The organism is Novosphingobium sp. (assembly GCF_025351285.1).
GTDB lineage: Bacteria > Pseudomonadota > Alphaproteobacteria > Sphingomonadales > Sphingomonadaceae > Novosphingobium.
On record NZ_JANXWG010000057.1, the window covers coordinates 16,623 to 28,869 of the forward strand.

Sequence of the window (12,247 nt, forward strand, 5' to 3'; positions counted from 1 at the left end):
TCGTTACGCCAGCGCATTGAGCATTGCTGCGATGGTTTTTACAACCCTGTTCAGCACCGGTGGTTCCGGTGCAGCCGCACAAAGTTATGAGCCAAAGGGCTCTGACACTGCGGCCCGCGCCGAAAAGCAGGCGCCATCTATCCCTCCCGTTTTGATCGAAGATGCCGCCGGCACGCAAGTCGTGGTCCGGGCTGGTCCGATCGCGGTTTCACCCGATGGCGGTGATGGTACGGCCACACCATTGGTCGATGTGGTGCCAGAGCCGCGCACGGCCGCATCGCTCACCGCACTGGTTGAGCGAACCGCGCTTCCCGATGACTTGTCGAGCGAGCTTAACTGTCTGGCTGGCGCCGTATATTTTGAAGCAAAGGGCGAATCACTTGCCGGACAGCTCGCGGTCGGTCGCGTGATCGTGGCGCGCACCCGTTCGGGTCGATTCCCCACCAGCTATTGCGGTGTGGTTTATCAACCGTCGCAGTTTTCATTCGTTCATGGCGGTACGATGCCCGTTATCAGCCGCAACAGTCGGGCCTGGGGCAATGCAGTGCGCATCGCCCGGATCGCGCACGAAGGCAGTTGGAAGAGCCCGGTCGAAGGCGCGCTGTTCTTCCATGCTGCTCGCGTCGCACCAATGAACCGCACCCGGATCGCTCAGATCGACCACCAGGTCTTCTACCGCTGAAATGGCGGGCCTGCCGAAGCAGGCCCTGCGCGTTCAGTGCCGGAAATGCCGCATCCCGGTGAACACCATCGCTAATCCTGCGGCATCGGCAGCGGCGATCACTTCGTCGTCGCGGATCGATCCACCGGGTTGGATGATAGCCGTTGCGCCGGCCTCGGCTGCTGCGATCAAGCCGTCCGCAAACGGGAAAAACGCATCCGAGGCGACCGCGCTGCCGATCGTGCGCGGCCCTGCAAAGCCGTGCGTTTCGGCGGCTTCCTGCGCCTTGGCCGCAGCGATCCGCGATGAATCGCGGCGGTTCATCTGGCCGGCACCAATGCCGGCGGTGACTCCGTCCTTGGCATAGACGATCGCGTTCGATTTCACGTGCTTGGCCACCGTCCAGGCGAACAGGCAATCCTTGAGCTCCTGCTCGGTGGGCTCGCGCTTGGTCACCACCTTGAGATCGGCCGGATCGACATGGCCGTTGTCGCGATCCTGCACCAGCACCCCGCCGGCGATGATCGTGGTGGTCTGGCCGGCGCGGCGCGGATCGGGCAGGCCGTCGACGATCAGCAGCCGCAAGTTTTTCTTCCGCGCAAAAGCGGCTCTGGCTGCGTCATCCGCACCGGGAGCGATCACCACTTCGGTGAAAATGGCGCAGATCGCCTCTGCGGTCGGCCCGTCGAGCGGAACGTTGGTGGCAACGATCCCACCGAATGCGGAGACCGAATCGCAGGCCAGCGCTTCGTTCCACGCGTCGACCAGGGTCGGCCGCGTCGCAACGCCGCAAGGGTTGGCGTGCTTGACGATCACGACAGTTGGGTCCTGCCCGGCAAACTCGCCCGCCAGTTCGAGCGCGGCATTGGCGTCGTTGTAGTTATTGTAGGAAAGCTCCTTGCCCTGAAGCTGCCTGGCCTGCGCGATTCCGTTGGCAAACGGACTGTCCGACACATAGAGCGCAGCGTCCTGGTGCGGGTTTTCGCCGTAGCGCAGCGTGGTGACAAGGCGGCTGGCCATCGTCCGGGTCGCCGGGAATTTTTCCGGCACGTCAACGCTCGCAAACCAGCCGGAGATGGCCGAATCATACGCAGCCGTTTGCGCATAGGCTTTGGCTGCCATCGCCCGTCGGAAATCGAAGCCGGTCCCGCCGTCAGTCCGCTCGATTTCGCTGATCAGCGCCGGGTAATCAGCAGGGTCGGTAAGGATCGCAACGAATGCGTGGTTCTTGGCCGCAGACCGCACCATCGAAGGCCCGCCGATATCAATGTTCTCGATCACCTCATCGCGCCCGGCGCCTTTGGCGACGGTTTCGCGGAACGGGTAAAGGTTGACCACCACGAGGTCGATCGCGCCGATCTCGTGCTCGGACATCGCGGCGGCGTGTTCGGGATTGTTGCGCACCGCAAGCAGGCCGCCGTGGACTTTGGGGTGCAGCGTCTTCACCCGGCCGTCCATCATTTCGGGAAATCCGGTCAAGTCTGATATGTCGCTGACAGCCAAACCCGCATCACGCAGTGCTTTGGCGGTCCCGCCGGTCGAAATAAGATCGACACCGCGTGCGGCCAGCGCCTGGCCCAATTCGACAAGCCCGGTCTTGTCGGACACCGAGAGCAGCGCCCGAACAATCTTCACGTCAGTCACGGTTTGAATCCTATCGCATCTTCTTGAGCAACCACGAGAAACTCTCGCCGCTGCGGGGAACCTTGGTCTGGATTACCAGTTGGCGTGCGGGGTGCGGGCGCCCCTGGCCGTCAGCCCACAAGCTGTCCTCGATCGTGATCGCGTCGCGCGCCGAACGGAATTGCCAGATCGATCCGTCGGGCAGCGCCAGCGTCACGCCCTGTCCGTCCTGCCCGGCCGCAAGTTCCACCGCTGGATCGAGGTGGAACCGCAGCGCCACGCCGATCGTGCCGCGCCGGCCTTTGCGTCCGCTCGGCACCAGCAGATCTTCTCCGCGCAGTTCGGTCCCATCATCGCGCAGCAGCATGATGCGGCGATGAATCAGCCCATAGCGGGATAGATAGCCGTCATGGCTGGCTTCGAGCCGGGTCGCCCCCGGATTGGGTCCGCCCGTCTGCACATCGCCAGGCATTGCGCGCCGATCGACATCGACCGTATTGGCGCCGGCGCCCAGCTTGCCGTTGATCAGCACCGCGGTAGAGTTGAAATCGTCGATCGTCAGCGTGGAATGCGCCGCCGTCGCGCGCAGGCCTTGCGCCAGTCGCTGCGGTATCAGCCCGCCGGCCAGCGCTGCTCCGCCGCAGTTGACGACGATCCGCTGCACGCCGTGCGAGAATTCGAACGCCAGCGTGGATGCGCATCCGTCGCGCGCGTGGCGCGCATGCGGCGGTGGCGCAGCGTCGACGATCAGCAGCCCGCGCCGCGCCGCGATCCGCTGGTATCCCCATTGCCGGGTGTCGCGCAGCGGGCGAGTGCGCACGCCGCTGGCACCCACCAGTGCTTCGATTGCCGCCGCGTCGATCGCGCCCGATCCTTGCCAGTTGCCCAACGCGCCATCGCCGTGAAGCATGCTCAACAGCGGGGGCACGAGCAGTTCGAGAATCGCATCGAGCTGGCGCGGAGGGTCCTGCCGCGCCGCTGCGTAGCAGGCGCGCAACCTGACCAGCAGTGCGATCGCCTCGATCTGGCAGATCGGGCTGCGTGAGAGCACGCCGCCATCGGCGCCGATCGCATCGCCGAGCGCGCGGATCAGCCCGGCTTCACCGAACAGGGTCCGCGCTCGCCCGTCGTTCAGCAGCAAGCCGGCGGCGGTGATGCCGCACCAGCCGGCCACTTCGGCAAGCTTGTCTTCGGCGCGCCCGACGTGGCGATCGAGCCAGCGCGCGGTCTGGTCGATCTCGGTCAGGATACGGGCGCGAAACGCCCGGTCGGGTCCAGAAAGCAGCAAGGGCGCGTGAATCAGCCAGTTAAGCAAGCGGTGGCCGGTATGGCCGACATCCCAGGCGGGCGTGCCGTCGGGCCGGGGATTGGCGGCAAGCCAGGCCGAGATTACCCGTTCGGCCACGGGCACGCATTGCGCGCGCGGGGCGCAGGCTTCGAGGTCGCGCAGCCACAGGAATCCGTGGACCATGCGTTCGAACGGTGGCGACAGGCGCGGGCCCGAAAATGCCACGTCGGCAATTGGCGCCTTGACGCCGTGGAGCAGGAAATGCCCGGCGCGCAAGGCCGTGCCGGCGCCGCGATCGCCACGCAACGGGTTGGTGACCGTGGCCAGGAGCCGAGGTCTTGCGCGTTTGCGGAATGGGTTCAGCGCTCCCGCAGGCACACCCCAGCTATAGGCCAGACGGATCAGTCGTTCGCCGGGGCTGAGTGAATTCGTACCGAAATCGGCCAGCGCCAGCGCGCGCCCGGTATCTACGTCGTCGACGCCAGGATGATCTGCGGGTGCAGAGCTTTCGCGGCGAAGCGGTTCGCCGCCCGGACCCAGTGTCAGCGCAGGGCGGTCGGGAACCCCGGCATAGCCGCTGTCATCAAGGGCGGCGGAACCACGGCCGATCGTGCGGGGGGTGTCTTCCATCAAAGACTTGCCCCCTTCAGCGCGGCGATGTTGGTGGCATAGCAGTCCGCTCCACCCCGGAAAGCCGCAGTGCCCGCCACGAGCACGTCCGCCCCGGCATCGACGCACTGAACCGCGATTTTCGCATCGACGCCGCCATCGACTTCGAGGTGGATCGGCCGGCCGGTCTTGTCGATCATCTTGCGCACCGCCTCGATCTTGCGAAGCTGGCTGGGGATGAACGACTGGCCGCCGAAGCCGGGGTTGACGCTCATGACCAGTACGAGGTCGATCTCGTCGATCAGGTAATCGAGCACTTTGGCGGGAGTGGCGGGGTTGAGCGATATGCCCGCCTTCTTGCCCAGCGCCTTGATTGCCTGCACCGTGCGATGCACGTGCGGGCCGGCTTCGGCATGGACGGTGATAATATCGGCGCCTGCTGCGGCGAAAGCTTCGAGATAAAGATCGACCGGCGCAATCATCAGGTGGACATCGAACGGCTTGGCGGAATGCGGCCGCAACGCCTTGACCACCGCCGGGCCGATCGTGATGTTCGGCACGAAATGCCCATCCATCACGTCGACGTGGATCCAGTCGGCCCCCGCCGCGTCGATTGCGCGAACCTCCTCTCCCAGCCGGGCAAAATCGGCGGACAGGATCGAAGGCGAAATCAACGGCACATTCATGCGCACCACTCTTGTGGACTGGGCCTGACCTGGGTGTAGCACCCCCCGGACTGAATCGAATGCCCGGCCGATGCCGCGTGTCCGTCCGTGTGGCAATACGGGGGACGTTCGGCGCATAACTTGCACGAATCACCGCCACAAGCGCCAAGCCTCGCGTTTTCCACACAGGTGACTCGGATTTGGCGCGGAACGGGTGGGTTTTCCCCTGATTGCGTCATGGGCGGTGCTCGGATAAGCGGAACGACAATGGTTGCAGGCAGTCCGATAACGCTCTTGCAGCGTGAAACCGCGGTTCGATACGGCACCGTTCCCGATGCGCTTGGCGCCATTTCGGTCGGTCCCGAGCAATATGCGTTGGTGGGCGACGAATTTCTGATGCGCACGAAGGACGGCCTCGCCTTCCATTACCGCAAGGGCCAGGGCGTCACTGTCGAACTTGGAGCGCAGGCCGACCCGGCCGACGAAGGGCTGTACCTCAACGGCAGCGTCTATGCCGCCGCGGCCAGCATCAACGGATTCTACCCGCTCCACGCTTCCGCGATTGCCATCGGCGGGCAGGTTGTCGCGTTTACCGGTCCGGCCGGGGCGGGTAAATCAACCTTGATCGCGGAGCTTGGCCGCAGGGGCTATCCGATGGTTTGCGACGATACCCTGATCCTGTCGACGCCGGCAGCGGGCCCGATTCGGGCGCTTCCCGGTCACAAGCGGCTCAAGCTGACCGCGTCGGCATTCGAACTGACGGGGGCCGCGCAGCAGGAACGGGTCGCGCAGACGATCGAGAAGCACTACGCCATCCCGGCGGCCGGCACGATTACTCATATCCTGCCGCTGACCGCGCTGTTCCTGCTGGCAGAAGGACGGCAAGCCGCGGTGGAGCCGGTGCGGGGCGGGGCCTGCCTGCGCGCGCTGCAGGACGATCATTACACCCAGGGCTTGTTCCTGGCGGCCAATCGCCCCGATCGTGCGGAACGGTTTGCGCAGCTTGCTCGTCTTGCGGGGGCGATCCGGATTTACCGGTTTGTTCGTCCGCACGATGCCAGGACCTTTTCGGCAAACATTGACCTGCTGGAAGAGCATCTTCATGAATTTGAGGGCGCGGACGCCGCACCTGCCAAAACGAGGGAAACCAGCTTGTGAGTTCAGCTCTCGTGAAACGCGCCGATCGCTTCGTCGAAACCGAAATCGATGGCGAAACGGTCGTCATGGAACTGGAAAGCGGCGATTTCTTCTCGCTGTCGGGCAGCGCCTTGTCGATCTGGCAAATGATCGACGGCACGCGTGACAAGCCATCGCTTGTAGCTGCGGTTGCAGCCGAATACCGGGTTGCCGAGGCAGAGCTCGCCCCCGAGATCGACGCCTTCGTTGCAGATCTGAAGGCCGCAAAGCTGGTCGAAGGTGGCTGAGCAAAAGGCGGAAAATCCCGTACTTGGCGACCAATCGGTCGCCGATCTGGGCTGGTGGCGCATCCATGCCCAATTGGTCGAGGCCGCAGTGCTGCTGGTTGTTGCGCGACTGCTCATAAGATTTGTGCGGTTCGGGCGATGGCGCAACGTGCTTGGCCGGGTCGCACCTCAAGCAGGCGTGGTTTTGCCCGCCGCAGAATCGAACGGGATCGATGCAACATACCAGGAGGCCGGCACGCTTGATCGCTATCTTTCGCGGGTAGTAGATCGCGCTGCATTGAGGATGCCATTCGAATATCGTTGCCTGCCCCGTGCCGCGGCGCTGCATTGGATGCTCACCAGGCGTGGCCGACCGACAATGTTGGTCATCGGCGTGCTGCCCGGTCCACGGCGCGGGCAGCTCGATGACCTGCACGCTTGGGTCGAACTTGGTGGCGAGGTGTTGATCGGTTCAAGCCCGGAACCTTTTGCAGTGTTACTGCGTTTGCAGAAATGATTAACGGGACGACGCTTGCCGTCTTGGCCGCAAATCGGAAAAACGATTGAATTTCAACGGACCGACATTTCCAGGCTGCGTGTATTGGAAAAATGATGCGCTGCAAAAAGAGTCTGGCAAAAACCGATAATTCACTGTAATCGTCCATTCTGAACTTAAAGCACAGATTTACGGAGCCAACCCATGACCGATCGCAAGACGCAGCAAATCCGCACCTGGACGCGTCCCCAGCTGGTTCGCTTGGGCCGAATCGAAGACGTTGCCGGCAGCAATGCCGGCAATGCCGAAGCCAACGCTTCGGGATCTCTCGTTCGTTCGTAAAACGCACCGAAAGCGGCTCGATTTCGCCATAAGAGCGACAAAGCCCTGATGTGTTGATTGCCTTTGTCCGTCGCTGGGAAGAGACCGGTTGGGTCGATTTCCAGCGTGTTTCTGCGTCTGTTGGATTGTTCAACGCAGGCCGCTGCAACAATTACCGGCAGGACGCGGACGCCTATTTCCATCTTTCTGCACAGCGCGCTGCGCCTGCGCCCAATTGGCGCGTGGCGCTTTCACCGTCTGGCTGGCCGGTTCTGTTTTCGGGCTGGATCGACAATCGCGAATCGCTGGCAACCGATTTTTCGGCACACCAAGCACCCGCGGGTATTGCAGATAATGCGGCGTTTTACGGCGCCGCGCTCGAAGCCTGGGGCGAAACCACCGATTCGCGAATCATCGGCAATTACGCGACTGTTGTCGCGTTGCCCGATGGGCGCATTCGACTATCGCGCAGCCCCTGGAACGGAATGCCGCTATTTTATGCGGCTGATTCGGCTGGCGTTGCCATTGCATCCGTTCCTCGGCCGATCTTCGCCGCTGGCTGGCCCGAACGTTTGCGTGAAGACGCCATCGCCAGGCTGCTGGCATTTCGCACCGATCACGATCAGGCGACACCTTATGAAGGTGTTCACCAACTTCCTTCGGGCTGCGTAGCGCACATCTCGCGACACGAAGTGAAGTTGGAACGCTGGTACGATCCGCTGGCGCTCAAGCCCACCACGCTCGATTCGGACGAAGCGTATGTCGATCGAGCAAATGCCTTGCTGCGCGAAGCGGTCCAGTCGGCGCTGAAAGGCACGCGCAAGCCGGGCCTGCAACTGTCTGGCGGGCTCGATTCGGGTATCGTGGCGGACGAAATGCTGCGTGCCTTGCCCGAACCTGCTCGGCTGCGAACGTATACGTTCCACCCGGTCGATGAAGCCGACGCCGTGGTGCCGCCAACGCTCTATGCAGACGAGCGGCCCTATGTGGCCGAATTCCTGGCCACACATCCGCGAATCGAGCCCAGTTTTGTCGACAACCGCGAAGTCGCGTTCGACAACCGCGCGCGTGCCTTGTTCCTGGCCGGGGGTAACGCCTTTCCAGGCCTGGTGCTGGCCAGCGCACATTATGGATGTTTCGAAGCCGCCGCGCAGGATGGCTGCGACTGGCTGTTCCATGCCGGGATGGGAAACATCACCATCAGCAACGATTCGCCGTGGGCATGGCCCGAATTCTTCGCCCGCGGACAATGGCGCGAATTGTGGCGCCTGCTGCGCAACCGACCGGGAGACAAACGATCGGTTTTGCGGCGTTTCATAGCGCATGGCCTGTTGCCGAACCTGCCGGCAAAGCTGCAGGAAACCTTGCGCAACGCGGTGCACGGCAAGTCGGTGGGCAATGGTTTCGGCAATACCCTGCTGCAAGACGGTGGACCCGCCGCCGCGCAGGCCGATCACGATCCGTCCGAAGGCATTGCCACCGCCGGCGAAATGGTCAGAACGCGCGCCGAGTGGCTGGAGCAGACGTACCGTCATTGTGGCACCACCGGTGAAATGCCCCTCGCTTATGCGCAAGTTTTCGGGATTCGGCTGCGCGATGTCACGCAATACCGCCCGCTGATCGAATTCTGCATCACCATCCCGACCACACAGTTCGCGCGCGATGGCCAGCGCCGTTTTCTGGCCCGCCGCATGGCGCGCGGACGGATGCCCGAGGCGCAGCGGCTCAATCCCAGGGTGGGCATGCACAACGCCGATTGGCATCACAAGATGGCGGGCGATCTCGATGGCTTGCGGCGGCGGGTAGAGGCATTTGCCGATCACCCGGTAATCGGACCGTCGATCAACCTCGAAAAAGCGCGGGCGCTGATTGATTCGTTTCCCGTGCAAGCGCCGGCCGATCCGACTGCGGGCGCCGAGTGGCGCTTTCATTTGCCTGCGGCCATGTTGATTGCCGATTACGTGGATTTCGTGACCGGCCGCAATTCGCGCTGATGAACAGGTTGCCCGATATCTCGGATGGTTTTGCGGACTTGAGATGGTGACGGCTTTCATGCAACCGCTCAAGCCGTGAGAATTTCCACCGAACCATTCGGCGAAGCGGCCTGGCTGTTGCGCGATCCTCGATTGCGCGCTCGCATCGCCGGGGTGCTGGTGCTCGTGCTGCTGACTTCGTTGACCGAGGGCATCGGTCTGGTGTTGCTCGTGCCGTTGCTGGCTTCGATCAGCGGTGGCGGCATCCCGCCGTTGCTGGGCAGCGCTCTGGCAGGGTTGCATCTGCCGATCCAACTTGGTCCGCTGTTGCTGGTGTTCGTGGGCGTGGTGCTGTTGCGTGCGATCATCCAGTACTCGCGCGTCATCAACGGCGACAAGCTGAGCTACGCGGTGGCAGACGGGCTGCGCATCGAGACGCTGCAACTGCTGCTCGGCGCCGATTGGCGCATGCTTTCGGCAATGCGCCAGTCCGACAACGTCAACTTGCTGCTGACCAATCCCGATCGTATCCGCTTTGCCTTCGACCAGATCATCACCGGCGTCGCGATCATGGCCACGCTGGCGGCGACGGGTCTTGCCGCATTTGCGCTGTCCCCGCGTGTCGCGCTGGTCGTCATGGCCGCGGGGGTGCTGGTGCTGATCGCTTATGCCGGACAGCGGCGCCGCGCGGTGGCGCTGGGGGAGGCGCTTGGCGCGGCGTATGAACAGCTTTTCGCACTGGTCGGCGAAAATCTGGGGGCCTTGCGGTTGATCAAGAGCCTTCACGGCGAAGCGCGCGTCGAAGACGAGTTGCGGCGCACGATCCGGCAGCAGCGATCCGCCGAGCTTTCCTTCACCCGCAGCGCGCAAATCGGCCAGGCAACCTTGCAAGTCCTGTCATCGGTGGCGCTTGCCTTGGCGGTGTGGATTGCGGTCGTGCAGTTCGGCTTGGCGGCAACGGTGCTGCTTCCGCTGGTGGCATTGTTCGCACGCGCGATGCCGTTGCTGAGCGCGCTGCAGCAATGCTGGCAGAATTGGCTCCACGGCGTGCCGGCCTTGCGCGAAACCTTGGCGCTCAAGGAGCGGCTGCTGGCCGCACAGGAACATGCTTCGCTCGCGTCCACGCCCGCTCCGCGGCTCGATCACGCGATCGAGCTCGAAGGCGTGCGGTTTTCGCATGAAGGGTCCGACCGCCCCGCGCTGAGCGACGTTTCGCTGACCTTGCCGGCGCGCAGCTTCACGGCTCTGGTCGGACCATCGGGCGCGGGCAAGAGCACGCTGGCCGACATCGTGGGTGGATTGATCTCGCCCGACGCGGGAACGGTCACGGTCGATGGCGCGTCGATTGTGGGTCCGATGCGGCGTTCGTGGCGCGAAAGCGTAGCCTATGTCCAGCAGGAGCCGTTGTTGTTCCATGCCACGATCGCCGAAAACTTGCGTTGGGCCAAGTCCGATGCCGACGCGGCAACGATGCAGGCCGCGCTGGAAAGCGCCTCGGCTCAGTTCGTGATGGGCTTCGAACATGGCCTGGAAACCGTCGTCGGCGATCGTGGAGGCCGGCTTTCGGGCGGCGAACGCCAGCGCATCGCCCTGGCGCGCGCGTTGTTGCGAAACCCGGCGCTGCTGATCCTCGATGAGCCGACGAGTTCGCTCGATTCGGCCAGCGAAGCCGCGATCTGCACTGCCATCGAGCAATTGAAGGGCCGGATCACGATCCTGCTGATCGCGCACCGCGGATCGCTTACGGCCCTGGCCGATCAGATCGTTACGCTCGATTGTGGTTGTATCGTCGATGGCCTTGATACGACCAGCGACAATTGATTCTTTGACCGGTTTGCGGTGGCCGCTAAACGAACAGCCAAACATGGCCGTGCGCCGTCGGCGATCCCGGACCAAATTCCCGGATGCCCTCAGGTTGCGCCAGCCTGCATCAGAGATTGGTTTCATGCTCACAACCAGAATGGCCATGATCGGCCTGTCCCGGATCGGCCTGTTATCGATCGCGGCGCTTGCCGTGCCCGTTGCTGCAAACGCCCAGACCGAATGTCAGGGCCCCAAAAGCGATACGTCGATCGAGGTCACCGTGTCGGGCTTGCGCGAAGCCAAGGGTCAAGTGGCCGTCACGCTCTATGCCGATGATTCGAGCCGCTTCCTGGTCAAGCGCGGATCGATGTATACGGGCCGGGTAACCGCGGCCGCTCCAGTCACGAAGATGTGCCTCTACGTGCCCAAGCCGGGGGTTTACGCGCTTGCGGTCTATCACGACGCCAACGGCAACCAGAAGTTCGACCGTGGCGGACTGATCGGCCTGCCGCTCGAAGCCTATGGCTTTTCGAACAACCCACCCACGTTCGTCAGCTTGCCCACGTTCCGCTCGGTGCGGCTGAACATTGCCCGCAGCGGCATGACCACGAGCATCAACCTCAAGTACCCCTGATCATCCGGCCGCGGCGCCAACGTCAGCGGCAAAGGCCCCCGGTATCCGCTTCGGCGCTTCGGCTTCGGCAAGCGCGTGAGTGTGGGGATCATCGACATCCATCCACCACGCACCATCAACGTCCATCGTCGCCGCGCGGCCGCGATCGGCCAGGACCTGCATCCCGTCGCTCAGGCTGCCCGACTTTCCGGCGGCGATGGCGGTGCGGATGGCTTCGGCAAGGGCTTGAGTCGCCAGGAACGCCCCGCAGTCGACCGCGTCGAACTGTTCGATGGTTTTGCCGATCGCGGTGATCCGGCCCGCGGAATCTGTTTGCACCCAGGTTGCATCGTCGGGATCGACCAGCGGATTGTCAATCTGGCGGTCGATGGCCAGTGTCACGTCGCGGTCGGGGTCGCCCTCGCCCACCAGTCTCGCGAGAATCGCTGCATCGAACATGTGATCGGCCATCAACAGCAGGAACTGGCCGGCGCACGCCGCTGCTCCCGCAATGACCGACCAGCCATTCGGCCGGCTCCAGTCGCCGATCCGCACGGGTTCGATCGGCAAACCCACGCGGATCGCGCAATCGACAAGGAACTGCTCAACCGCGTCGGCCTCGTGCCCCGTGACCACCACGATCCGGGTGACGCCGGCGGCCTTGCACTGGCGCGCGCCGATCTCGATCAGCGGAACGCCCGCCACAGGCGTGAGCGGCTTCGAGGGTGACAAGCTGGCCAACCGGCTGCCGTAACCCGCAGCAATGATCACCGCATCCATGACGGACACTCC

At 63.6% G+C, this 12,247-nt stretch carries 12 protein-coding genes; 8 read left to right on the top strand and 4 right to left on the bottom strand.

Going from position 1 to position 12,247, the window contains the following annotated elements; translation table 11 throughout:
• Nucleotides 1-16 precede the first annotated feature (16 nt).
• The gene (locus Q0R16_RS07080) at nt 17-682 is read left to right on the top strand and encodes a cell wall hydrolase (protein ID WP_366857280.1); all 666 of its coding nucleotides are present in this window, start codon (nt 17-19) and stop codon (nt 680-682) included.
• Between the two features lie 33 nt (nt 683-715).
• On the opposite strand, the gene purH is transcribed toward Q0R16_RS07080, so the two are convergent.
• The 3 genes from purH to rpe are packed head-to-tail and all read right to left on the bottom strand — an operon-like array spanning nt 716 to nt 4,867.
• A complete protein-coding gene (purH, locus tag Q0R16_RS07085; protein ID WP_295634149.1) occupies nt 716-2,305 on the bottom strand; it encodes a bifunctional phosphoribosylaminoimidazolecarboxamide formyltransferase/IMP cyclohydrolase in 1,590 nt (529 codons plus the stop codon).
• 10 nt (nt 2,306-2,315) lie between these two features.
• Nucleotides 2,316-4,202 carry a heparinase II/III family protein gene (locus Q0R16_RS07090; RefSeq protein ID WP_295634152.1) on the bottom strand — a complete coding sequence of 629 codons (1,887 nt, stop codon included), beginning with the start codon at nt 4,200-4,202 and terminating at the stop codon, nt 2,316-2,318.
• Nucleotides 4,202-4,867 (bottom strand): ribulose-phosphate 3-epimerase, encoded by a 666-nt coding sequence (gene rpe, locus Q0R16_RS07095; protein ID WP_295634155.1) that lies wholly within the window; start codon nt 4,865-4,867, stop codon nt 4,202-4,204. The genes Q0R16_RS07090 and rpe overlap by 1 nt, the downstream gene beginning before the upstream one ends.
• A gap of 354 nt (nt 4,868-5,221) precedes the next feature.
• Here rpe and Q0R16_RS07100 point away from each other — a divergent pair, with 354 nt between their 5' ends.
• The 7 genes from Q0R16_RS07100 (at nt 5,222) to Q0R16_RS07130 (ending at nt 11,476) form a co-directional block, all read left to right on the top strand.
• Entirely contained in the window at nt 5,222-6,004 is a 783-nt protein-coding gene (locus Q0R16_RS07100) for a hypothetical protein (protein ID WP_295634158.1), read from the top strand.
• A complete protein-coding gene (locus tag Q0R16_RS07105) occupies nt 6,001-6,270 on the top strand; it encodes a PqqD family protein (RefSeq protein ID WP_295634161.1) in 270 nt (89 codons plus the stop codon). The genes Q0R16_RS07100 and Q0R16_RS07105 overlap by 4 nt, the downstream gene beginning before the upstream one ends.
• Nucleotides 6,263-6,766, top strand: a complete 504-nt coding sequence (locus tag Q0R16_RS07110; protein WP_295634165.1) for a lasso peptide biosynthesis B2 protein — start codon at nt 6,263-6,265, stop codon at nt 6,764-6,766. The genes Q0R16_RS07105 and Q0R16_RS07110 overlap by 8 nt, the downstream gene beginning before the upstream one ends.
• 183 nt (nt 6,767-6,949) lie before the next feature.
• Nucleotides 6,950-7,087 carry a hypothetical protein gene (locus tag Q0R16_RS07115; RefSeq protein WP_295634168.1) on the top strand — a complete coding sequence of 46 codons (138 nt, stop codon included), beginning with the start codon at nt 6,950-6,952 and terminating at the stop codon, nt 7,085-7,087.
• Nucleotides 7,088-7,212: 125 nt separating this feature from the next.
• Nucleotides 7,213-9,060 carry an asparagine synthase-related protein gene (locus tag Q0R16_RS07120; RefSeq protein WP_295634171.1) on the top strand — a complete coding sequence of 616 codons (1,848 nt, stop codon included), beginning with the start codon at nt 7,213-7,215 and terminating at the stop codon, nt 9,058-9,060.
• Between the two features lie 75 nt (nt 9,061-9,135).
• Nucleotides 9,136-10,860 (top strand): ABC transporter ATP-binding protein, encoded by a 1,725-nt coding sequence (locus Q0R16_RS07125; RefSeq protein ID WP_295634174.1) that lies wholly within the window; start codon nt 9,136-9,138, stop codon nt 10,858-10,860.
• 145 nt (nt 10,861-11,005) lie between these two features.
• The gene (locus Q0R16_RS07130; protein ID WP_295634177.1) at nt 11,006-11,476 is read left to right on the top strand and encodes a DUF2141 domain-containing protein; all 471 of its coding nucleotides are present in this window, start codon (nt 11,006-11,008) and stop codon (nt 11,474-11,476) included.
• Here Q0R16_RS07130 and Q0R16_RS07135 read toward each other — a convergent pair whose 3' ends face one another.
• Nucleotides 11,477-12,235, bottom strand: a complete 759-nt coding sequence (locus Q0R16_RS07135) for an NTP transferase domain-containing protein (protein ID WP_295634180.1) — start codon at nt 12,233-12,235, stop codon at nt 11,477-11,479.
• Nucleotides 12,236-12,247: the final 12 nt, after the last annotated feature.

Coding starts and splice junctions, on each gene's coding strand:
- Q0R16_RS07090 (WP_295634152.1), bottom strand. CDS start 4,202: ATGGAAGACACCCCCCGCACGATCGGCCGTGGTTCCGCCGCCCTTGAT.
- rpe (WP_295634155.1), bottom strand. CDS start 4,867: ATGAATGTGCCGTTGATTTCGCCTTCGATCCTGTCCGCCGATTTTGCC.
- Q0R16_RS07115 (WP_295634168.1), top strand. CDS start 6,950: ATGACCGATCGCAAGACGCAGCAAATCCGCACCTGGACGCGTCCCCAG.
- Q0R16_RS07130 (WP_295634177.1), top strand. CDS start 11,006: ATGATCGGCCTGTCCCGGATCGGCCTGTTATCGATCGCGGCGCTTGCC.
- Q0R16_RS07135 (WP_295634180.1), bottom strand. CDS start 12,235: ATGGATGCGGTGATCATTGCTGCGGGTTACGGCAGCCGGTTGGCCAGC.